Genomic DNA, 21089 nt, shown 5'->3' with positions numbered 1-21089 from the left:
GCGTTTCGCTGCTGCATTTGCCACAATAAAGTGCTGCGGGCACAGCGCGGGTCAGGCCACGCGCTTGCCGAGTATGATCAAATCCCGTTCGATGCCATCCAAAGTAGCCACGCGCGGCATATTGGCCCAAGTGGTGAAACCGTAGACTTCAAACAAGCGCAAACTGGCGATATTGTGCCCGAATATAAAGCCGAGCAAGGTATGCACCCCTACCGTGGGAGCATGCGCGATCGCCAGTTCGAGGAAACGCCGCCCCAAACCTTGACGCCGCGCTTGCGGATGCAAGTAAATCGACAATTCGGCGGTGCCGGCATAGGCCGGGCGACCGTAAAAATCAGAAAACGACAACCAGCCGGTAATCTTGCCGTCTTGTTCACTAACCCATAGCGGACGCCGATTCGCTTCATGCGCGGCAAACCAAGCATGGCGTGATTCAACACTGACCGGTTCGGTATCGGCGGTGACTTCGCGTGAAGCGACGGTACTGTTGTAGATCGCGATGATGTCAGGCAAGTCGTCAAAACGGGCAATGCGATAAGAAAAAACGTGGTCCATAGTAAATCAAATAGTGTGTGTCGCGCGGCTGGAGCGCAGTGCAGACCCCAGTGCTTCTTCAACGCGCAGACGAATCCGCGTGCCGCTTTCATCTTCTGGAAAATGCACGCCGATTCCTTGCGACTTGTTATTGCCGGCACCGGCCGGCGTGATCCAAGCGACTTTACCGGCGACAGGATATTTAGCCGGATCATCGAGCAAGGTGAGAATCAGGTAAATTTCTTCGCCCAAACGATAGTTGCGATTGGTCGGCACGAAGATGCCGCCATTCTTTAAGAACGGCATATAGGCCGCGAACAAGGCGGCCTTTTCTTTGATCGCCAAAGACAGCACCGAAGGACGGTTCGGAACGGCAGGAATGGCGGAATCGCTTGATAAATCGGACATCGTAATGCTTTCGCGTGGTTTATGCGAAGAGTGCAGAATATTCCAGCAACATATCTTCTAGAAACAGTTTGGCCGACAAAGGATGATTAGCAATCGCCTGACGTTCATTGGTATTGTCTATCAGTTTGAGCAAGGCATCGCCGTCTACTCGCGCAGCCAATCCCTTCAATTCTCGTTCATAGCGTGGATGATACCGGATTCTGCCGCTTTGTTTAAAAGAAAATATATCATACAGCCAGCGTTGCAAGGCGCTGACCAAGACTGGCATCTCACTTTTCTGCATTTTTTCTGCCAATTTCAAGCTCACATCGATAGCTGGCTTACACAATTGGCGTAGAAATTCATCGATTTCCGTGTAGCGTTCCGATTGCGCCAATTCCAAGGCCGCCAGTGGTGCCCCACCCTGCTGCGCCAGACAATCAGCGGCTGCGCTGACGCCTTGTTGCTGCAACCAAGCTAAAGCTTGGGCCGGCGCCGGCAAACCGAGAGCAAACTGATGGCAGCGCGACAGTATCGTCGGCAGCAATTTATCAGGACTATGCGTAACCAGAATGAATACCGTGGCGGCACCCGGTTCTTCCAAAGATTTCAACAAAGCATTCGCCGCCGGAACATTGAGTGCTTCGGCCGGATACAAGACGATGACCCGGCGCCCTTGACGATGGGTAGACAAATTCATGAAATCAGCCAGTGCACGAATTTGATTGATCACGATTTCTTTGGATGGCGCTTTGCTGGCCTTAGCACTTTTGCTGCCGGCTTCGGGTTCAACATCGGCGGCTGAGGCTTCTTCTTCGTCGAGCAATTCCGGACGCACGCGCCGGTAATCGGGATGACTGTATTGACGAAACCAATTGCAAGAGCCACATTGTTGGCAAGCATGGCCGCGCGCATCAGGCGCGTCGCATAATAAAGATTGTGCCATCTGTTCAGCCAACACGGTCTTGCCTATACCTTGCGGGCCATGCAGTAGAAAAGCATGTGGCATGCGCTCGCGCAGTGAGATGAAATATTCCCAGGCCGGCTCTTGCCAGCTGAATAAAGCTTGGTTCATGTCGCCTCCGTCGCCAGCAATGCGGCGATCAGTAGCTGTAAGTCGGCGCGAATCGCGCTGATGCTGCGGGTGGCATCGATGATACGGAAGCGCTGCGGGAATGCAGCGGCGCGGCGTAAATATTCGGCCCGCGTAGCGGCAAAAAAGTCCGCCTGCTCGCGTTCAAATTTATCGAGTTCACGGCTGGCATCGAGCCGTGCGCGCGCGACTTCGAGCGGCACGTCAAATAATAAGGTGAGATCGGGCTGCAAATGCGGATGCACCCACTGTTCGAGAGTATTGAGCTTGTCGATAGACAGATGGCGGCCGCCGCCCTGATAGGCGAAGCTGGCATCGGTAAAACGATCGGAAATCAGCCAATCACCACGTGCCAACGCCGGCTCTATCACTTGCGCCAAATGTTCGCGCCGTGAAGCGAACATCAGTAAGGCTTCGGTTTCCAAATGCATGCTTTGTTTCAGCAGCAATTCGCGCAAAGCCTCGCCCAGCACCGTACCACCGGGTTCGCGGGTGCACACCACGGCGGCACCGCGCGCCGCCAAGGGCGCGCGCAATAATTCGGAGACATAGGCAATGTGAGTCGATTTCCCGGCCCCGTCTATACCTTCGAAACTGATGAATTTTCCAGTTTTTTTCATAAATAATGAGTTCAACGTTGATACTTATTGACGGCCCGATTGTGTTCTTCCAGACTTTCAGAAAACACACTGGTACCATCGCCGCGCGCGACAAAATACACGGCCGCACTGCGCGCCGGACTCAAGGCCGCCGTCAGCGAGGCCAAGCCGGCCAAGGAAATCGGCGTCGGCGGTAAGCCGGCGCGCGTATACGTGTTGTAAGGTGTATCGGTGAGTAAATCTTTTTTGCGGATTTTACCCTGATACTGCTCACCCATACCATAAATCACGGTCGGATCGGTTTGCAACAGCATGCCAGTCTTGAGTCGGTTAGTGAATACGGCGGCAATCATGGCGCGCTCAGATTTTTGCCCGGTTTCTTTTTCGATGATCGAGGCCATGATCAGGGCTTGATATTTATTCTCGTAGGGCAAGCCGGCGGCACGCGCCTGCCATGCTTCATCGAGCAATTTCAATTGCGCGGCATGGGCTTGTTGGTAGAGTAAAAGATCGCTACTGCCTTTGGCAAATAAATAGGTGTCCGGAAAAAACATACCTTCCGCATGCGGATAGATAGAATTTATCCGCATCATGAGTTCATGCTCAGACAAGTTGCGGGTCTCGTGGCGCAGATCGGGGCTGGCATCGATCTGCTTACGCATTTGCGCAAAGCTCCAGCCTTCGATAATCACTACCGAGGCATACGAGAATTCACCGTTGACAATTTTAGCCAGCAAGTCGAGCGGCGTTTTACCCGGCTCGAGTTCGTAGGAGCCGGCTTTGAGGCGACTCTCGTGACCGCTGGCGCGTGCCAATAATTCGAACATCCAGGCTGGGATAGCAATGCCGGCTTGTTCAATTTGACGCCCTGCGCTGCGCGCACCGCTGCCGGGGCGGATCGTCAGCGCGATAGCTTTGCCATCGGTATCGATCACGGTATTAGCCCAGTACCAGCCGCCGCCCGCCAGCGCGGCGACAGTGAAGATTAACAGGAGGAAAATATTTCGAATAAAACGCATAAGTGCCATCAACAAAAAAAGTCAGCGCAGAGGGCGCTATTGCCGCGTAGTGTAGCAAGTAAACCTCACTGGCCGACGCTGTGGCAGCATTAAATTTCACTGTCGCGTACCCGATTCTGCCAGCACCACTATAATTGACGGACAATCGGCTGTCGACGCCCGCAGGCGCTCGGCACAAATGACGCTAACAAAGAGAGAAATTCACATCATGTGGCAAGCATTCTTAACTCAACAACATTTGCAACTCCAAGCCGGCCGACTCACTGAGCGCACTCCAGTATGGGGATTGGCGTCCTTTGCCGAGGGCTTCGTCAGCGTGCTCGGCGAGCACGGTTTGCTGCAAGCCAGCGGTGCCGATGCGGCCAAATTTCTGCACAATCAACTCAGTAATGACGTCGAAAACCTGACACCGACGGCGGTGCGGCGTGCCGCCTACTGCACACCTAAAGGGCGGATGTCAGCCAGTTTGGTGTATTGGCGCGTCGGCGACTTCATCCATCTGCAACTGTCACAGTCGCTGCTCGCTGCCGTGCAAAAACGCTTAAGCATGTTCATCATGCGCGCGCAAGCCAAGCTCACCGATATCAGCGCGAGCACCGTGTGTTTCGGCCTTGGTGGCAGCGCTGCGGCGACAGCCTTGCAAAACTGGTTTCCAGTCTTGCCGAGTGCCAGCGATCTGCACGTCAGCAATGACTACGGCACCCTGCTGCGCTGCCCGGATGCCGCTGGCGTCGCACGCTACCAATGGTGGTGTCCGCTCGCCTTGGCCGACGCGGCTTGGAGCACATTGCAAACGACGCTGACGGTGACCAACAGCGCCGATTGGAATTTAAGTGAAATCAGCGCCGGCATCGCCACGATCAATGCACTGACCAGCGAAAAATTCGTGCCGCAAATGGTGAATTTCGAGCTTATCGGCGGCGTCAACTTCAGAAAAGGCTGCTACCCGGGACAAGAAATCGTCGCGCGCAGCCAGTATCTGGGCAAGCTGAAACGGCGCACTATCCTGGCCGAAATCAGCGGGGTCGGTCTCGCTGCCGGCGACGAGTTATTCAAGGCTGGTGCGGCCGATCAGCCCTGCGGTGCGATCGTCAATGTTGAAGCACTCGATGCCAGCCGTAGTTTGGCTTTGCTGGAAATGACTTTGGCCGACCAACAAGAGGGCCAGATCCATTGCGGCAGTCCGGCCGGCCCACTGGCACAGATGTTGAGTTTGCCGTATGAAATTGCCGACATCACACGCTGAGGATAGCGCCACCAATGGAATGCTATATCTATTTTAAAACGCGCGTGGCCGATGAGGCGCGCGTGCTTGCCGCCGAAGCGCTGCTGCAGCGTTTGCTGCTGCAGCATACTGGCCGCAGCATGGAATTGCAGCGCCGGCCGCACGATAGCGAAGGCCTGCATACTTGGATGGAAATTTACCATGAGGTCAGTCCAGACTGGAGCATACAACTGGCCGAATTGTTGGCGCAAACAGCTTTGCCCGATTTGCAGTACAGTGGTCGTCATGCTGAATACTTTTTGAATGTCGACGTATGTGCCTAATTGTTTTTGCTTGGAAAATTTTGCCCTGCACGCCCCTGTTGCTCGCTGCGAATCGCGATGAGTTTTACGAGCGTCCGGCCGCCCCCGCCGCTTGGTGGCAAGATCACCCGCATATTTTTGCCGGGCGTGATCTGCGTTCCGGTGGCACTTGGCTAGGCATACAGAGTGCCGCACCAGCGCTGCCAGCGGAAAAATTCGCGGCCGTCACGAATATTCGTGCGCCGGAAGAAAAGCGCAGCAATGCTCCTTCGCGCGGCGATTTGGTGGTCGACTTTCTGAATTTTCCCGGTACGGCGCAGGAATATGTCGCACTCTTGCGAACCCAGCCTGACTTGCATAATGGATTCAATTTACTGCTCGGTGACGGCCGGGAGTTGATTTGGTTTTCCAATCGTCACGGCGATGACGCGCGTAACGGGGTGCCGTTGGCACCGGGCATTTACGGCGTCTCGAATGCCGCGCTCGATACCTGTTGGCATAAAGTGATACGAACCAAGGCTGAATTCGCCAGCTTGTTGTGCCAATTGGCACCGACCGATGCCTTCTTCGAAATGCTCGGCAATACCACGCAAGCACCTGATTGTCGCTTACCTGATACCGGCATTTCCATAGAAATGGAACGCCTGCTCTCCTCACCTTGCATCGTCTCAGAGAACTATGGCACGCGCGTGTCGACGCTCTTGAAAATGCATCTGGCGGCGGCACCAGAATTCACCGAGAAAATCCTGCGCTGAAGCGGGTTTAAGAAAAAATCCGCCCATTCTCTTGGCGCAATACGTTCTCGGGCCAGTAAAGAGCCAGCACACGCAAGCTGTGATGCCGCACTTTACCGTCGCCGGTATAGTTGCGTATCAAGCCGCGGTTACGCCGCAAATCGGCCGACCAAGCTGGATCTGCCAACACTTCATGCAAATCGAGTGGCACCGTCAGCTCCGGCCCAACCAGTTCATGACATAAGGGCGTGCTGCGTAATAATTCCTGTAGCACCTCGTTGGTCAGCGAAGAATACAGCAGTAAGGCGACGCCGCGCTGACGGTTCAGCACCCGCGGCCCTGCATGCAGCAGCAATTCTTGGTAAATACTGACCCCCTCAATAGCCCCATAGACATCGCGCTCACCGGATGGTGGCCGAGGAATATACGGCGGATTGGTGTAGAGAAAATCAACCTCCCCATCGGCAAAGCGCAGCAAGCCGGCACCATCTTCGACAATACTGATGGTCGGCGCGATTTGTCCGGCTGCGATGAGTTCGGTGGTCAATAAGCTGCTGGCATGGCGCGAGTGATGACAAGCCGTAGGAGCAATATCGAAGCCAAAACAACGTACCCCCTCTCGACCGGCCAGCAAACGCGCCGTCGTCAACATCAAAAACCCCGAGCCAGGGCCAATTTCCACCGCGGTATCGACGGCGGCACGAAACACCGCGTGTTTCAGCACGATATGGACGATAATTTGATTGAGTAACAGGGTATCGATCGCCGGCCCGAAAATCGCGCGCGAAGTAACGGTCAGCGCCGTGCCACAGTGATGAATAATGCGATTGTCTTTGCCGCGTTTCATAATTTCTTCGGCAATCGTCTGGGCGCCCGGCGACAAACTGCTGTGCTGCCATGAGGAGTAGATCAAGCGCGGCTCATCTATGCGTCCGAGGAAATGGACTTGCTGCAGCGAATCGATGTAAAAAATATCTTCATAACTCAAATCATCCGCCAGATGCAAGACCGCACGCTCACTGACTTGATCAACGGCATCAGCATGATTGAATTGCTGCAAAAAAGAATAGACGCCATTGAGCAAACCTTCTATGTAGGCGATAGAGCGTGGCTGTGATTGCCCATCATCACGAACGACACGCCTCAAGATATGTTCGATTTCTGTCGGTGCAACTTGATCGGCTTCCAAAAATTGCCATAGATAGAAGTAAGGGGTCAATATCGCCGGCGCCAACAACACGGCTTTACGTAACAAGCCCAACACCAAGCTGAAATTCTTCGCATCAGAATGGAAGAAGCGTGCTTCCTCAACAAAATCTTCCGCCAAATTCTGGCGCATCAAAGGGGTTGCGTGCGTCTCGTCTTGCAACCACTGCTGTAACTCAGGCATGCTCATCAGATTGATTTGATTAAACATATCAGGCACGCGGGCTATTCCACCATTTACTTTTTCATACTCAAGCTGGGTCATTCAATTTCTCCGTTGGCGAAGGCAATATGCGAAGTGGCAAAAAAAATCAATAATTTGCTTTACAGCCATTGCATTAAGGCATATAATTTATGATAAGAAATTATTTTAACCTTTTTTTACCTTATACTGTGGAAATAGCGCGCCACGCCGTGTTTATTCGCGCACTGGGTGCAGCGGAATGCGCCAAAGAATCGCCGCAGCAATGCCTTTTAACAGGCAGGGCAACAGTGCATAGCCGAGCGTCAGAATTTGTAAGGCCGCCGGCACCATGCTGTCGGGGCGGTAACCGAAGTAATCAAGCAGCGGCAAAGAGATCCCGGCGGCCAAGGCTAAATTCATTTTTGCCGCCCAATTCCAGGCACCGAAATAACTCCCCTCATATCGTCCGCTGTGACCGGCACGGTGAATCAAGGCAGCCAGTAAGGCTGGAGGTAAAGCCAGATCAGCACCTAAACTCATGCCGGAAATCAGGCAAATCACCACAAATCCAGTCAAGTCGCCGGCTTGCAAGCCATACACCCAAATGAAACTGGCCACCGAGGCCAGCATGGCGATCAGCCAAGTACGCTGCTCCCCCCAGAGCGCAGCAGCGCGTAACCAGAGCGGCATCGACAGTGCTGCGGCAAGAAAATACGCGAGCAACAAATACCCGGCATACGCACCGAGCTGCAGTTTGTCTTTAGTAAAAAACAGAAACAGTGTGGCCGGAATGGCAGCAGCAATGCCGTTGATAATGAATACGGTCAGCAAGACGCGAAAGCTGCGCCCGCCCAGTAACTGCGACCAAGTCAGTGAAGCTGCTTGTGCGCGCTGGTCATTGCTTATCGTCGGGGTATAACGTAACAGCAGTGCGGCAGTCAAACCCAAACTGAGTAAAAAGACGGCGCTGAGCCAGTCGATATCCCCAAGCTGGGCCAAGCCAGCGGCGCAAATTACACCAAATAAACCGCAGAATTCACGGGCGGCCGTCAAGCGCAGGCGCAATCCCGGTGCCTGGGTCAAGGCCGCACCCCAGCTTTGAAAGGCGATGCTGGCCAGACTCAGCCCCGCATACACCAGTAACAAACTGGCAAAAAACCAGACATAGACCAAGCCAATACTGACTTCTGGCGGGTGAAATAAGGCAAAAAATCCCCCCGCCAAAAAAGGTAAACCGATCACGATATAGCGCCCGAAGCCATGTCCTGCCGCACGACGGTCGATCTGCGCGCCGATCCAAGGGTCGAAGCAAGCGTCGGCCAAGCGTGAAACCAGCAAGGCCGCACCAATCAAGCCTAGCGACATGCCATAGCGTTGCACATAAAATTGCGGCACATAGACATACACCGGCAGCGCCACAAGGGCTAAAGGGAAACCGAATGCGGCATACGCAAACAGCGAAAACAGGGAGCGAAAAGGCATGGGCAGGCGCGGCAGCGCTGCCGACTCGGTGGTGGTTAGGCTGCCATTATTCCATGATTCGCACGCCGCTGCTGCGCGCCTGCGACAGGCTGAGCGCTTGCGGCCTTTACCAGATCATCACCACAAGCGCCCGTAGCCGCGTTCCTGCCAAACGCACCTGCCCCATCAAACATTTCCTAAATTCAACACGCCCAGGTATTTCGGAGTACCATCAAAGCACCGAAAAACCTACCCTATAGGATAGACGTGTCAATAAAACAATTAATTTGTATTAGTCAAGCCACTCGCAAGCTGTCTCTCGTAGACCTACAAGAAATACATAAAATCGCCAAAACGAATAATGAACCTATCGACGTGACAGTTGGCTTATTTTGCAACGGTGCTTGGTTTTAATTCTGATACAGAAATGGAGGCATAGCGATGATTCAAATTCACCCTGATTTGTCATATCGAGGGGACATGAATAGCTTGCCAGATCAAGCGAGCTTGGCCAAAGCATGCGCTGGTTGTCAAAACGGTGAACCCTTCGATTTTGAGTTTGAGTATGCTTACCAGCCAATTGTTAAGTTATCTACTCGCAGCATCTATGCGCATGAAGCACTGGTGCGTGGCCCAAATGGCGAGTCGGCGGCGTCTGTTTTAGCCAAAATTAATGATAGCAATCGCTATCGATTTGATCAACTTTGCCGCTCAAAAGCAATCGAGGGTGCGGCTCGCCTGAATATGCAAGAGTTGCTGTCAATTAATTTCCTGCCGAATGCGATCTACCGTCCCGAAGTGTGTATTCGCACTACCTTTGAAGCGGCGACCAAGTTCAATTTCCCGATAGAGAGGATTATCTTCGAGGTCACTGAAGGTGAACGCATCGAAGATCGTCCGCATCTGGTGAATATTTTCAGGGAGTACCGACGCTTTGGTTTTCATACTGCGATTGATGACTTTGGTGCCGGTTATGCCGGACTCAATTTATTATCCGAATACCAGCCCGATATCATTAAAATTGATATGGATTTAGTACGCGGGATTGACGATAATCTGCCAAGACAAGCTATCGTCAATGGCTTAGTCAGCATTTGCAAGACTTTAGACATACAGATCCTGGCCGAGGGCGTAGAAACGCGTCCTGAAAGAGATTTCCTGAGAGCATCTGGGATTGACTTAATGCAGGGGTATTGGTTTTCCAAACCTGTATTCAAAGGCTTGGGAGAAATTCCCGAGCTCGCTTGGGATTAGGTATCAGCGGAGATCAGCTTGCATGCTATTTAAGCTGATCACTCATCATTCACGTGCATAAAGGCAGCGACACTATGAATCAATCGTCGACTTACACCCCGGCAAAAATATGGACACCCCCAGAGCTCGCCACCGGGCGCTTCGCCAATATCAATCGACCCATTGCCGGCCCCACACATACGCGCATCTTGCCGGTGGGCGCACATCCGCTGCAACTGTATTCGCTCGGCACACCAAATGGCGTCAAGGTAACGGTATTGCTGGAAGAATTGCTGGCGGCTGGGCATAGCGGTGCCGAGTATGATGCTTGGCTGATCAATATCAGTGAGGGCGATCAATTCGGCAGCGGGTACACGGAGATCAATCCGAATTCAAAAATTCCGGTGCTGGTTGACCGCAGCGATTCCAGCCCAGTCCGCATCTTTGAGTCAGGCGCGATTTTGATGTATCTGGCCGAAAAATTTTCTGCTTTTCTACCCTCCGGCGGCGCGGCGCGGGCCGAGTGCCTGTCTTGGTTGTTTTGGCAAATGGGTAGCGCGCCATTTCTCGGTGGCGGTTTTGGACATTTTTACGCGTATGCGCCGGAGAAAATCGGCTACGCGATAGACCGTTATGCCATGGAAGTAAAAAGGCAAATGGACGTACTCGACCGCCGCTTGGCCGAGACCGAATATATCGCCGGCGACGAATACAGTATTGCCGATATGGCGATCTGGCCTTGGTATGGCAGTTTGGCGAAGGGACAATTGTACGATGCCGGAGAATTCTTGCAAGTTCAAGACTATACCAATGTGCTGCGCTGGACCGATCAAATCGCTCAGCGTCCAGCGGTAAAACGTGGACGCATGGTGAATCGTGTGTTTGGTGATCCGGCCAGCCAATTACACGAGCGCCACGATGCCAAAGATTTTGATACCAAGACGCAGGACAAACTATGATGACTTTTTACGACTGTAGCACGGCACCGAGCCCACGTCGCGCGCGCATTCTACTGGCCGAAAAAGGCGCGCACTACGAGACGATAGCGGTCGACTTGCGCCAGGGCGAACAACTGAGCCCGGCTTTTCAACTCATCAATCCTCTGTCGACGGTGCCGGCTTTGAAAACCGAAAGCGGCATCATACTGACTGACAATGCCGGCATCAGCGCGTATCTGGAAGCCGTCTATCCAGCCCCGGCATTGATGGGAATCACGGCGGAAGAAAAAGCCGAGATTGCCAGTTGGAATTGGCGGGTGGAATTTGAAGGCTTGCTCGCGGTGGCCGAGGCCTTGCGCAACAGTGCCCCAGCGATGAAGCAACGCGCCTTGCCAGGGCCCGTTAACTACGAGCAAATTCCCGCCTTGGCCGAACGCGGTTTGGCACGGATCCAGCAATTTTTCCTTAGCCTCAACACTCACCTGGAAAACCGCGAGTTCATCGCCACCAAGCGCTTCAGTTTGGTCGACATCACCGCCGTGGTGGCCGTGGACTTCGCGCGCGTGGTGAAATTCAAAGCCGATGAACGCTACCCGCATGTACAGCGCTGGCGGGCGCTGATGGCACAACGAGCGGCGATGTCGCTGTAGCTTGAATCGTGCAGGACGAGCGCCGCGGGGGTGGGGAATCCGGTATAATCTACGGCCTTGCAGCGCTCGATTGCGCACATTTTTTGCGTATTCGCGTTGAGATTTTCGCCCCATAGAGACTGATGAAAGATAATAAAGATAAGTCCACGCTGGAACTGCCCGGCTTGAACATCCTGCCCCCTGCCGTTGCCGAAACGAGAAAATCTACCCGCAAAGCGGGCCATGGGAAAATGGCAAAGCAAGAGCAATTGAATCTGTTGGCCGATTTCGGCATGACCGATACCAGCGGCTTGCCAGCTTGGATCAATGACGAGAATACCGATATCAATGGCTTGCCGATTTGGCGTTGAAGCACTCAGCGCAGCAGCTTGCTGATCTGCTGCCACCGCCGCCGTGACACGCGCAAGCGTTGTTCGGAACCAGATACCACGACTTGCCAAAATGTGCTGACATGCTCAGTCGGCGTACCAACATCACAAAAACGATTGCCGCGTTCGATGCCGAGCACCGCACTGCGTGCTACCAGAGTATTTCTGTGCAAGCGAATGAAGTGATCGGGCATTTCGCGCTCCAGCGTGATGAGCGATTCTTCGGTTAGAAATTCCTTCTCCCGCGTGGCAATGCTGACGTATTTGAAGCCCGCCTGCAAAAACAACACTTCGCGCACCGGCACCAGCACATGGCGACGATGCTCAATGACGGAAAAGAAATCGCGCACCGGCGCGCCCTTCGCGCGCGCACGTTCTCGCACATAGATTATGGCAGCACACAGATTGTGCAGATGTATGCTGACCGGGCCAGATGGCAGCGCGCCGCTGGGTGCCGCCGGAAAAACCACGCAACTGCCGTCGGCCTGACAGCCAATCACGTTTGGCACTACTGCCATCATGTGGCGCAGTTGTGCATGCAAGCGCTGCACCGCAGCGACGTTGGCAACAGCCACCACGATTTCCGGTCGCAGTAGCCGGATTTCTGTCAAGCCGATATCGGTGCTATGGGCAGCGCCGACAATGAGATGGCGACCCTGAGCCGGCAGTGCTGCCAATCTGGCAAACACGCTTTGCCGCTCCGTGACGACATTGGCAATGATAAAAACCCTGGGCACAGTCATGCTTCACCTTTGCGGTAGAAAACGCTCAGTGAAGAAAAATAAATCAAGATCCGCTTGGCGGCTTGAGGAAACTCAAACGCGGCCCATGCGCCGCTTATTGCGCTTCACAGGCTTTATTTACAAAGGCAAACAGGGTTCATTGTTTTATAATCGAGGCAATTCCTTGCAAACGCCTGGTCAATTCATTACCATTTTCGCCTCAACCGCTAATTATTTCATCATGACATCACAATTCCAAAAAAAAACCGAGGCATGGTCTGCCCGCTTCTCTGAACCGGTGTCCGATCTGGTCAAGCGCTATACGGCCTCGGTGTTTTTCGATAATCGCATGGCCGCTGTGGATATCGAAGGCTCGCTGGCGCACGCCGAAATGCTCAGCGCGCAACAGATCATCACGGCCCAGGATTACGCCGATATTTGCCGCGGCATGCAGCAAATCAAAGCGGAAATTGACAGTGGTCAGTTCGAATGGCTGCTCGACCTCGAAGACGTGCATCTGAACATAGAAAAACGCCTGACCGAACTCGTTGGTGATGCCGGCAAACGCTTACATACCGGCCGTTCGCGCAATGATCAGGTGGCCACCGATATCCGCCTGTACTTGCGCGCCGCCATAGACAATATCGTCGTCTTGCTCACCGCTTTGCGCAGCGCGCTGCTCGATTTGGCGGAAAAAAATGCCGAAACAATCATGCCTGGCTTTACCCATATGCAAGTGGCACAACCGATCACTTTCGGCCATCACATTCTGGCCTATGTAGAAATGTTTGGCCGCGATACCGAGCGCATGCAAGATTGCCGCAAACGTGTCAATCGCTTGCCACTCGGTGCCGCCGCCTTGGCTGGCACGACTTTCCCAATCGACCGCGAACGTGTCGCACGCACGCTCGGCTTTGATGAGGTTTGTCAAAATTCACTCGATGCCGTATCAGATCGCGATTTCGCGATTGAATTTTGCGCTGCTGCCGCCTTGGTAATGACGCATATTTCGCGGATGTCGGAAGAATTGGTCATTTGGATGAGCCCACGCATAGGCTTCATCGATATCGCCGACCGTTTCTGCACCGGCTCGTCGATCATGCCGCAAAAGAAAAACCCGGACGTGCCGGAATTGGCGCGCGGCAAAACCGGCCGCGTCAATGGCCATTTGATCGCCCTGCTCACGCTGATGAAGGGCCAGCCTTTGGCCTACAACAAAGATAATCAAGAGGATAAAGAACCCTTGTTCGATACCGTCGATACGCTGGTCGATACCTTGCGTATTTTTGCGGACATGGCTGGCGGCATCAGCGTCAAACCCGAGGCCATGCGCGCCGCCGCCTTGCAAGGCTATGCCACGGCAACCGACTTGGCCGATTATCTGGTCAAAAAAGGCTTGCCGTTCCGTGACGCCCACGAAGCTGTTGCGCATGCGGTACGTACCTGCGTGGAACGTGCTTGCGACCTCAGTGATATGCCGCTGGCGGAATTGCAAACCTATTCCGCCTTGGTCGAGGCCGACATTTACGAGGTATTGACTTTGGAAGGCTCGGTAGCCGCGCGCGATCACGTCGGTGGCACAGCACCTAAGCAAGTCCGTGCTGCGATCGCCAGAGCACGTCAAAAATTGCTGCCGCTGGAGTAAGACGACAATTGATTGGCGCGGCGGCAAAAAAATCGCTGTTTTTGATTGCCGCCCGCCGTGTCTGGCCCTACACTCTTTGAGCCAATTGAGCAAAAACGATAAAAACGGAGATTCCATGTCACGCCAGCTTCATCTTGCACTGAGCGCCGCCCTTTTCGGTTGCGCCACCCTTTCTCATGCCGTCGACCTCCAAATTGGTGTCGCCGAAGCCCTATCCGGTCCGGCCGCTAAATACGGTAGCGCGATCAAAAATGGCTTCGTGCTGGCGGCTGATAGCATCAATGCCAAAGGCGGCGTCAATGGCAATAAGCTCATTCTGGTGATTGAGGATGAACAGGGCAAGAAAGAAGAAGCCATTAATGCCTTCAAGAAATTAATTTTTCAGCATAAAGTACTGATGGCCTTCGGCCCTACCCTATCGAATTCTGCATTCGCTGCCGATCCTATCGCCAATGCCAGCAAAACCGTGGTGTTCGGCACCAGCAATACGGCCGATGGCATCACGGCCATGGGGCCTTTCGTGTTCCGCAACTCGGTCATGGAAGCCGATGTCTTGCCGGTGACAGTGAAAGCAGCGGTGAAACAGTTCAATATCAAGAAGGTCGCGATCATCTACGGTAACGATGATGCCTTTACCAAAAGCGGCTACGATGTCTTCAAAACTGCGTTAAGTGAGCAGAAAATAGCGGTCACGGAAACCGAAACCTATGCCAAAGGCGATGTTGATTTTAAAGCGCAACTGACCAAGATTAAGGCAGCGAATCCCGATGCCATCGTCTGTTCTTGTTTGGCAGAAGAAGCGGCCAACATCATTTTACAAACCCGTTCACTCGGCATGAAGCAAGTTTTTATCGGCGGCAACGGCTTCAATTCGCCTAAGCTGTTTGAGATTGCCAAAGACGCGGCCGATCAAACCTTGATGGGCAGTCCGTGGTCGGCAGAAAACACGGCACCGGCCAATACCCAGTTCATCGCCGCCTACAAAGCGCGTTATGGCAGCGAGCCCGATCAATTCGCCGCCCAAGCTTACGATGCCATGTATATCGTGGCCGAAGCACTCAAGACAGTCAAGTTGAGTGGCAATTTGGAAAAAGACAGATTGGCGCTGCGCCTGGCTTTACCGGCAGTGAAATTCGAAGGAGCAACTGGCAAATTCGCCTTCCGTCGCCCGGTGAGTAAGGATGGCAAAGAAGTTGGCTATGATGCACAGCAGGATGCGATCGTAAATATTGCTAAAGGCGGGAAATTCATTTTATTGAAGTAATCAGTAATGCGGGCTGCAGCCCGCATTACTGCATCGTCAGGCGACTCAGTTCAAAATCACCCTGGCGTTAGTTGGCTGCACAGGCCGATTATTCGCGTGCTCCAAATGCCGAGAAAAGTTTTCGATTTGCTTGGCCGATGCTTCAACCGGGTGTTTGAGCACTAACCAGCGCACTCCTTCGGTACAGGGTGGAGTGGTCAAGGAACCCTCAAAGCGGTAGTAGTCTTTTTGTTTCGGCATTAAATCGGCCGCGGCAAACAGAGCTGGAAGGGTGTTTTTTTGTCCTTTTTCGGCTGGCATCGATGGCCACAATTTATTCAGCGCTGCATTTTCAGCGCCCACCTTAAACATCAAGGCGATCACCACGAGTTCACCATCGTCTGCCGCATGTACAAAGTGCGCTTCGAGTGGGTAGGATTTCCCCATGATCAAATTTTCCGCCGGTGCATGAAAATGAAATTGCTTGAGTGCAAATTTCATGTCGTCAATTTTTATTTGGCTACCTTCGAGATAATTGACTTGTATCGTATGGCCGTTGTTGATCATTTCATTCGCGCCAGCATGATAATTGAAGGCGATCGGAACCAACTGTGCCTTGACGAAACCATGTAAATCCACCGGTGATTGATTCTTACCGCCACAGTCGGCCGACTCTGGCGACAGCTTGGCCCAATGCTCAGGCCCGGTTTCGCCCTCGTAACTCCAGCCACCGTGCTGAGCCAGTGCGAGAGTACTCATCAAACTCAGGGTTAACAACATCCACATTTTTTTCATGTTCGCCTCCATGGGATAAATAGCTTAGTTTCAAGACCGCACCTCAATGCAAGCAGGGGCTCCTTAGAAAATATAGGTGACGATACGGGACTTGTCTAATTGAATTTCATTTTTAATAAAAATTTGTGTGCAATCTGCATATTCGAAATTTTAGTACGGCTACAGCATTGACCATTCCCAGTGCTGCTGGTTCGGCAGCACTGGGACTTAAGCTGCAGCCACCCTACGACTCACCATCAAGGCGCGTACACGATCGATGCGTTGTAACGATCCTCGTGCCGATTGATGGTGACGGAATCGAAGTAAGTGTCGCCAGATAAATTGATCACGTAATTGGTTTGCGTCACATCGGGGGCACCCTGGCCGATTTTGTTGAAGGTTTCGATATGTGCCAAGTTGGCTTCGAACAGTGAGGGCCCGTCACCGAGTACATAGCTGCTGCTCAGCGTGCCGGTCTGATAGCGCATGCTGGCATCGCTGTAACAGCGGTAATTTGCATACACAAGGCCCTCACCCGGATGTAAATACTCAGGGATAGGCGCAGAACTTGTTACTACGCAATAGTTTCTATCGTCACTGTAGCCTAGCGGCTTGCGTTGCCCATCCACATAGTGAATCACGTTGTTATACACTTGCTGGTAATAATTACCCTCATACATAGAGCCGCTGACTCGGGTGCTTTGTTCCCACGCCGGGATGCCGTTGAAGTAAGATTGCGCACGCAGCGCATCTTGCGACCAATTGACCGAGCCCGACAGCCCAGTCGAGTAGCCATTCCGGTCAGACGTGCCGGTAATCCGCAAATTTTTCTGCTGGTAAGTATCTAAAAGATTATAGGTAGCTTCGCCAACAGGAAAGCGGCTGTCTATGGTGTTGCCACCACCGCCACCACCACAGGCGACGAGCAAGCTGGCAGAGCCCATGATGGCGGTGAGCTTGAGCAGGTTTTTGGGGGTAAAAAAAGTCATTGTTTTGTGATCCTATTAGAGTTTTTCCGTCGTCCATGAAAACAATCCATGCCGTGGACTCGATTGTTTCATCATTGATCTACGATACGCAGTTGGTATCGCCATGAAAATCAGACAGGTCTGATTTTTTACATCACATGAATGGGATTAGTACTAAACACGGCAAAACACAGCGCACTGAGTGCCAGCGAGACGCGCCGGCTGCTCGAAAAGAATGTTTACTGATCGCCCAATTGTTGTTTTTCGCGCGTATATTGGTGCTGCCTATTGATTATTATTCGTGTTTATCTATGATGCAGCAGAATATTATTTTGCTCATTGCGTAACGTCCGCCCTTACTCTGTCTGGAACACCATGTTCGAACAACAACTGATCAATGCGCTCTCGCTAGGCAGCGTGTACGCGCTCTTCGCGCTCGGCTTCACTCTTATTTTCGGCGTGCTCGGCGTGATCAATTTGTCGCATGGTGCGATTTTCATGCTTGGCAGCTATATCGCGCTGTTGCTGATCACTTATTTTCATCTGTCCTTGTGGTTGGCGATGGTGTTGGCCATGCTCGCTTGTGGCAGCATCGGTGTAGCGGTCGACTTTCTGGTGCTGCGGCCGTTACGCAAGCGCTCGGCACCGCATTTGGCGCCGATGATTGCGACCATAGGCGTGGCGATCATGATCACGAATATTTCCCAAGGCTGGTTCGGCGCAGAGAATCAACGCTTCCCCTTCGGCACGATCCCCGAAGACAGTTTTAGCTTAGGAAATGTGCATTTAACGGCAGTGCAACTGGCGATTGTAGTGATTTCTTTTGTCTTGATGCTGGCCTTACTGCTCGTCATGCGCCGCACGCAGTTGGGGCGGGCGCTGCGGGCGATTGCCGAATCGCCGAAAGCCGCGTATTTGCTCGGCATTAATGTTGAGGGCTTGTTTTTTCTCACTTCTTTTGCCGCAGCGGCACTCGGTGGGGCGGCCGGTGTGCTGGTCGGGCTGTCTTTCAATGCGATTTCTCCCTTCATGGGGCAACCGATGCTGCATAAGGGCATTGCCGTCATCATCTTGGGTGGCATGGGTGACATCCGTGGTGCCTTGCTCGGTGGCCTGTTCCTCGGCTTTGCCGAAGTCATGACGGTGGCGTATCTGTCCAGCGATTTTCGCGATGCCGTCGCCTTCGGTTTATTATTTTTAATCTTATTGTTCAAGCCAGCCGGCATGTTCGGCAAAACTTCAGAAAGAAAGGCGGGATGATGGCGGAATGGTTTGATGGATTTTGGGCAATCTACAGCAGCGTGATTTTCGGCATAGGCATCAATGCTCTGCTGGCGCTGTCGATTTACCTGACACTTTCCTGCGGCTTGTTGTCGCTGGCGAATGCCGCCTTCATGGGTATCGGTGCCTATACCGCCGCACTGATTACCATGCAGACGGCCTTGCCATTTCCACTCGCGCTGGCCGCCGCTGCAGCGGCACCGGCGCTGGTGGCGTGTCTGATCGGTATTCCGACCTTGCGTCTGTCGGGCGTGTATCTGGCGATGGCAACCTTGGGCTTCGGCGAAGTGGTGCGAGTGATCGTGCTCAACTTGAATTTTACCGGCGGCCCTATGGGTTTGAACGGTATCGAGCTAAAAACCGAGTGGTATCACATCATGTTGGCTTTGGTGCTGGTGTTGCTGTTGTTGGCGCGCTTGCGCGCATCCAAGGTCGGTCGGGCGTTTGAGGCGATTAAAGAAGATGAGATCGCAGCTCGCCTGATGGGGGTGAATGTGGCCGCGTATAAGCTGCTCGCCTTTGTACTCGGGGCCATGATCGCCGGGCTGGCTGGCGGCCTCAATGCCCATTACACGTTCACGATAGGTCCGGGCAATTACGGTTTTGAAAATGCGGTCGATATTTTAACCATGGCCGTGTTCGGTGGCACGGCCAGCCTGCTCGGCCCGCTGATTGGCAGCAGTACTTTGAGCATTTTGCCCGAGCTCATGCATGGTTTGAAAGATTACCGGCTCGCTGCTAACGGCCTCATTCTTATCATTGTCATTCTGTATTTACCTAAGGGCATATGGGATCCGGCCCGCTTGCGGCAATGGCGCAGCGCTATGCGTGCTGCCACTAAAAAATCTTTGTCAGAGGGAGCTTGAATGCTCGCATTAGCTTCAGTCAGCAAACATTTCGGCGGCTTGCAGGTATTGCAAGATGTCAGTTTCAACATGCCTGTCGGTAGTATTTACGGCTTGATCGGGCCCAACGGTGCCGGTAAAACGACTATCGTTAATTTGATCACCGGCTTGCTGCGGCCGACTGCCGGAATGATCAGTTTCAATGGTGAGGATCTGAGCCAGGTCGCACCGCACCAGATTACCGGCCTCGGGATTGCTCGGACATTTCAAAATATCCGTATCTTCAAGGAAATGAGTTTATTGGAGAACGTCGTCGTCGGCATGCATGCGCATTTGAATTATGGGGTTGCCGGTCTCCTGTTTAGCCTACCCTCATTCCGCGCCGCGGAACGACAGGCGCGCGAGCGCGCATTAGAATTACTCAGTTGGGTCAAGCTCGATCACAAGGCGGCGCTGTTGGCTAACAATTTGTCGTATGGTGAGCAACGCAAGCTCGAATTTGCCCGCGCTCTGGCGACGCAACCGAAATTGCTGTTGCTCGATGAGCCGGTAGCGGGCATGAATCCGGCAGAAAAAACTGAATTGATGACAGAAATACGAAACATCCGGGATCGCGGCTTTGCCATTTTCATGATCGAGCACGATATGCGTTTTGTAATGGAATTATGCGATCGCATCGCCGTACTGAATTTCGGCAAAATCATTGCCGAAGGCCCACCTGCGCAAATACGCACTGATCCGCTGGTGATTGAAGCCTATCTGGGTCGGGAGGATGCGGCATGATGCCCTTACTGCGCATAGAGGCACTGCGCGTCGCCTACGGTCAGATCGAAGCGCTCAAAGGTATTTCACTTGCGCTCATGCCAGGTGAAATCACCGCCTTGGTTGGTGCCAATGGGGCTGGCAAGAGCACCACCTTGCTGGCGATCTCAGGATTGATCGCCGCCCAGGCCGGACGCATTCTGTTGGAAGAAAGCGATTTGCGCACGCTCGCGCCACATCACATCGTCAGGCGCGGCGTGGTCCAGGTGGCAGAAGGACGAGCAATCTTAGGCACGCTGACGGTCAGTGAAAATTTGGCGCTCGGTGCCTACACCCGCAACGATAAGGCGGCCATTAGTGCTGACCTCGATTGGGTACTGAGCTTATTTCCGGTACTCAAGAGTCGCGCAACCGGCTTGGCCGGCAATCTCTCTGGCGGCGAACAGCAAATGCTGGCGATTGCGCGCGCGCTCATGGCACGGCCGAAAGTATTGCTGCTCGACGAACCATCGATGGGCTTGGCACCCTTGATGGTGCAGGAAATTTTCCGGGTAATCGGGGAAATCAATCGTGCCGGTTTGACGGTCTTGCTGGTCGAACAAAATGTCCGTCAGGCTTTGAAAATTTCCAGCCAAGCGTATGTGCTGGAAAATGGTGCCATTGTTTTGCATGATAGCGGTGCCAACTTACTCAATAACCCACAAGTGATTGCCGCCTACCTCGGCGGCTGAGTTACTCCCCTCCCCCCTCCTGATCCAAGCTGCCGACGCTTGCCACTGCCAACCACAATGCGGCAGTGGCGGCGCCGCTGAATGCGTGTTATTCCCTTAAAGTTTCTCAAAAAAATTGGGTTTCTAACACTATTTCAGCTCGAAAGTTTCCCCTATGTACGCACTTGTTTTCAGTCAATTGACGT

General features: G+C 53.2%; 23 protein-coding genes. 13 read left to right on the top strand and 10 right to left on the bottom strand.

Going from position 1 to position 21089, the window contains the following annotated elements; translation table 11 throughout:
- Positions 1–51: 51 nt before the first annotated feature.
- The 5 genes from QN359_RS04550 to mltG are packed head-to-tail and all read right to left on the bottom strand — an operon-like array spanning position 52 to position 3632.
- Positions 52–555 (bottom strand): N-acetyltransferase family protein, encoded by a 504-nt coding sequence (locus QN359_RS04550; protein ID WP_322248306.1) that lies wholly within the window; start codon positions 553–555, stop codon positions 52–54.
- Between the two features lie 6 nt (positions 556–561).
- The gene (locus tag QN359_RS04545) at positions 562–942 is read right to left on the bottom strand and encodes a PilZ domain-containing protein (protein WP_322248305.1); all 381 of its coding nucleotides are present in this window, start codon (positions 940–942) and stop codon (positions 562–564) included.
- A 19-nt stretch (positions 943–961) separates the two neighbouring features.
- Complete coding sequence (gene holB / locus QN359_RS04540) at positions 962–1996, bottom strand: DNA polymerase III subunit delta' (protein ID WP_322248304.1); 1035 nt, start codon at positions 1994–1996, stop codon at positions 962–964.
- Positions 1993–2634: a dTMP kinase gene (gene tmk, locus QN359_RS04535; protein ID WP_322251115.1), complete on the bottom strand. Its 642-nt coding sequence runs from the start codon at positions 2632–2634 to the stop codon at positions 1993–1995. The genes holB and tmk overlap by 4 nt, the downstream gene beginning before the upstream one ends.
- Positions 2635–2645: 11 nt before the next feature.
- A complete protein-coding gene (gene mltG / locus QN359_RS04530; RefSeq protein ID WP_416200189.1) occupies positions 2646–3632 on the bottom strand; it encodes an endolytic transglycosylase MltG in 987 nt (328 codons plus the stop codon).
- 208 nt (positions 3633–3840) lie between these two features.
- Here mltG and QN359_RS04525 point away from each other — a divergent pair, with 208 nt between their 5' ends.
- Genes QN359_RS04525 through QN359_RS04515 form a run of 3 tightly spaced genes read left to right on the top strand, consistent with a single transcriptional unit; the run spans position 3841 to position 5914 of the window.
- A complete protein-coding gene (locus QN359_RS04525) occupies positions 3841–4878 on the top strand; it encodes a folate-binding protein (protein ID WP_322248303.1) in 1038 nt (345 codons plus the stop codon).
- Between the two features lie 14 nt (positions 4879–4892).
- Complete coding sequence (locus QN359_RS04520; RefSeq protein WP_322248302.1) at positions 4893–5180, top strand: DUF4936 family protein; 288 nt, start codon at positions 4893–4895, stop codon at positions 5178–5180.
- Entirely contained in the window at positions 5171–5914 is a 744-nt protein-coding gene (locus QN359_RS04515; RefSeq protein ID WP_322248301.1) for an NRDE family protein, read from the top strand. Before QN359_RS04520 ends, QN359_RS04515 begins: the two co-directional genes overlap by 10 nt.
- Positions 5915–5921: 7 nt before the next feature.
- Here QN359_RS04515 and QN359_RS04510 read toward each other — a convergent pair whose 3' ends face one another.
- Entirely contained in the window at positions 5922–7364 is a 1443-nt protein-coding gene (locus QN359_RS04510; protein WP_322248300.1) for a hypothetical protein, read from the bottom strand.
- Between the two features lie 153 nt (positions 7365–7517).
- Entirely contained in the window at positions 7518–8765 is a 1248-nt protein-coding gene (locus tag QN359_RS04505; protein ID WP_322248299.1) for an MFS transporter, read from the bottom strand.
- A 459-nt stretch (positions 8766–9224) separates the two neighbouring features.
- Here QN359_RS04505 and QN359_RS04500 point away from each other — a divergent pair, with 459 nt between their 5' ends.
- The 4 genes from QN359_RS04500 to QN359_RS04485 all read left to right on the top strand — a co-directional run bounded on the left by QN359_RS04500 (position 9225) and on the right by QN359_RS04485 (position 11915).
- On the top strand, positions 9225–9998 hold the full coding sequence (locus QN359_RS04500) for an EAL domain-containing protein (RefSeq protein WP_323493556.1): 774 nt from the start codon (positions 9225–9227) through the stop codon (positions 9996–9998).
- A 74-nt stretch (positions 9999–10072) separates the two neighbouring features.
- Positions 10073–10936, top strand: coding sequence for a glutathione-dependent disulfide-bond oxidoreductase (gene yghU, locus QN359_RS04495; protein WP_322248297.1), 864 nt, complete (start codon positions 10073–10075; stop codon positions 10934–10936).
- Entirely contained in the window at positions 10933–11565 is a 633-nt protein-coding gene (locus QN359_RS04490; protein WP_322248296.1) for a glutathione S-transferase, read from the top strand. Before yghU ends, QN359_RS04490 begins: the two co-directional genes overlap by 4 nt.
- Before the next feature lie 122 nt (positions 11566–11687).
- Positions 11688–11915, top strand: coding sequence for a hypothetical protein (locus QN359_RS04485; protein ID WP_322248295.1), 228 nt, complete (start codon positions 11688–11690; stop codon positions 11913–11915).
- 5 nt (positions 11916–11920) lie between these two features.
- On the opposite strand, the gene QN359_RS04480 is transcribed toward QN359_RS04485, so the two are convergent.
- The gene (locus QN359_RS04480; RefSeq protein WP_322248294.1) at positions 11921–12670 is read right to left on the bottom strand and encodes a LytTR family DNA-binding domain-containing protein; all 750 of its coding nucleotides are present in this window, start codon (positions 12668–12670) and stop codon (positions 11921–11923) included.
- 226 nt (positions 12671–12896) lie between these two features.
- On the opposite strand from QN359_RS04480, the gene argH reads away from it, so the two are divergent.
- Positions 12897–14300: an argininosuccinate lyase gene (gene argH / locus QN359_RS04475; protein ID WP_322248293.1), complete on the top strand. Its 1404-nt coding sequence runs from the start codon at positions 12897–12899 to the stop codon at positions 14298–14300.
- Positions 14301–14415: 115 nt separating this feature from the next.
- Entirely contained in the window at positions 14416–15564 is a 1149-nt protein-coding gene (locus QN359_RS04470) for an ABC transporter substrate-binding protein (protein ID WP_322248292.1), read from the top strand.
- 45 nt (positions 15565–15609) lie between these two features.
- Here QN359_RS04470 and QN359_RS04465 read toward each other — a convergent pair whose 3' ends face one another.
- Both QN359_RS04465 and QN359_RS04460 read right to left on the bottom strand, forming a co-directional pair.
- On the bottom strand, positions 15610–16338 hold the full coding sequence (locus QN359_RS04465) for a carbonic anhydrase family protein (RefSeq protein WP_322248291.1): 729 nt from the start codon (positions 16336–16338) through the stop codon (positions 15610–15612).
- Positions 16339–16574: 236 nt separating this feature from the next.
- Positions 16575–17306 (bottom strand): hypothetical protein, encoded by a 732-nt coding sequence (locus QN359_RS04460; RefSeq protein ID WP_322248290.1) that lies wholly within the window; start codon positions 17304–17306, stop codon positions 16575–16577.
- Between the two features lie 354 nt (positions 17307–17660).
- Here QN359_RS04460 and QN359_RS04455 point away from each other — a divergent pair, with 354 nt between their 5' ends.
- The 4 genes from QN359_RS04455 to QN359_RS04440 are packed head-to-tail and all read left to right on the top strand — an operon-like array spanning position 17661 to position 20904.
- Positions 17661–18545: a branched-chain amino acid ABC transporter permease gene (locus tag QN359_RS04455; RefSeq protein WP_322248289.1), complete on the top strand. Its 885-nt coding sequence runs from the start codon at positions 17661–17663 to the stop codon at positions 18543–18545.
- Entirely contained in the window at positions 18545–19432 is an 888-nt protein-coding gene (locus tag QN359_RS04450) for a branched-chain amino acid ABC transporter permease (RefSeq protein ID WP_322248288.1), read from the top strand. The genes QN359_RS04455 and QN359_RS04450 overlap by 1 nt, the downstream gene beginning before the upstream one ends.
- Positions 19433–20194, top strand: coding sequence for an ABC transporter ATP-binding protein (locus QN359_RS04445; protein ID WP_322248287.1), 762 nt, complete (start codon positions 19433–19435; stop codon positions 20192–20194). It begins immediately after the preceding gene.
- The gene (locus tag QN359_RS04440) at positions 20191–20904 is read left to right on the top strand and encodes an ABC transporter ATP-binding protein (protein ID WP_322248286.1); all 714 of its coding nucleotides are present in this window, start codon (positions 20191–20193) and stop codon (positions 20902–20904) included. The genes QN359_RS04445 and QN359_RS04440 overlap by 4 nt, the downstream gene beginning before the upstream one ends.
- The last annotated feature ends 185 nt before the right edge of the window (positions 20905–21089 follow it).

It is taken from the genome of Undibacterium sp. 5I2, assembly GCF_035019605.1.
GTDB lineage: Bacteria > Pseudomonadota > Gammaproteobacteria > Burkholderiales > Burkholderiaceae_D > Undibacterium.
Note: the sequence above shows the minus strand (reverse complement) of the source record. Positions and strands in the feature narration are given on the sequence as shown.

Bases quoted from the DNA above. Each gene is read 5' to 3' on its own strand.
- QN359_RS04550 (WP_322248306.1), bottom strand. From the start codon at position 555: ATGGACCACGTTTTTTCTTATCGCATTGCCCGTTTTGACGACTTGCCT.
- QN359_RS04545 (WP_322248305.1), bottom strand. From the start codon at position 942: ATGTCCGATTTATCAAGCGATTCCGCCATTCCTGCCGTTCCGAACCGT.
- holB (WP_322248304.1), bottom strand. From the start codon at position 1,996: ATGAACCAAGCTTTATTCAGCTGGCAAGAGCCGGCCTGGGAATATTTC.
- tmk (WP_322251115.1), bottom strand. From the start codon at position 2,634: ATGAAAAAAACTGGAAAATTCATCAGTTTCGAAGGTATAGACGGGGCC.
- mltG (WP_416200189.1), bottom strand. From the start codon at position 3,632: ATGCGTTTTATTCGAAATATTTTCCTCCTGTTAATCTTCACTGTCGCC.
- QN359_RS04525 (WP_322248303.1), top strand. From the start codon at position 3,841: ATGTGGCAAGCATTCTTAACTCAACAACATTTGCAACTCCAAGCCGGC.
- QN359_RS04520 (WP_322248302.1), top strand. From the start codon at position 4,893: ATGGAATGCTATATCTATTTTAAAACGCGCGTGGCCGATGAGGCGCGC.
- QN359_RS04515 (WP_322248301.1), top strand. From the start codon at position 5,171: ATGTGCCTAATTGTTTTTGCTTGGAAAATTTTGCCCTGCACGCCCCTG.
- QN359_RS04510 (WP_322248300.1), bottom strand. From the start codon at position 7,364: ATGACCCAGCTTGAGTATGAAAAAGTAAATGGTGGAATAGCCCGCGTG.
- QN359_RS04505 (WP_322248299.1), bottom strand. From the start codon at position 8,765: ATGCCTTTTCGCTCCCTGTTTTCGCTGTTTGCGTATGCCGCATTCGGT.
- QN359_RS04500 (WP_323493556.1), top strand. From the start codon at position 9,225: ATGAATAGCTTGCCAGATCAAGCGAGCTTGGCCAAAGCATGCGCTGGT.
- yghU (WP_322248297.1), top strand. From the start codon at position 10,073: ATGAATCAATCGTCGACTTACACCCCGGCAAAAATATGGACACCCCCA.
- QN359_RS04490 (WP_322248296.1), top strand. From the start codon at position 10,933: ATGATGACTTTTTACGACTGTAGCACGGCACCGAGCCCACGTCGCGCG.
- QN359_RS04485 (WP_322248295.1), top strand. From the start codon at position 11,688: ATGAAAGATAATAAAGATAAGTCCACGCTGGAACTGCCCGGCTTGAAC.
- argH (WP_322248293.1), top strand. From the start codon at position 12,897: ATGACATCACAATTCCAAAAAAAAACCGAGGCATGGTCTGCCCGCTTC.
- QN359_RS04470 (WP_322248292.1), top strand. From the start codon at position 14,416: ATGTCACGCCAGCTTCATCTTGCACTGAGCGCCGCCCTTTTCGGTTGC.
- QN359_RS04465 (WP_322248291.1), bottom strand. From the start codon at position 16,338: ATGAAAAAAATGTGGATGTTGTTAACCCTGAGTTTGATGAGTACTCTC.
- QN359_RS04460 (WP_322248290.1), bottom strand. From the start codon at position 17,306: ATGACTTTTTTTACCCCCAAAAACCTGCTCAAGCTCACCGCCATCATG.
- QN359_RS04455 (WP_322248289.1), top strand. From the start codon at position 17,661: ATGTTCGAACAACAACTGATCAATGCGCTCTCGCTAGGCAGCGTGTAC.
- QN359_RS04450 (WP_322248288.1), top strand. From the start codon at position 18,545: ATGGCGGAATGGTTTGATGGATTTTGGGCAATCTACAGCAGCGTGATT.
- QN359_RS04445 (WP_322248287.1), top strand. From the start codon at position 19,433: ATGCTCGCATTAGCTTCAGTCAGCAAACATTTCGGCGGCTTGCAGGTA.
- QN359_RS04440 (WP_322248286.1), top strand. From the start codon at position 20,191: ATGATGCCCTTACTGCGCATAGAGGCACTGCGCGTCGCCTACGGTCAG.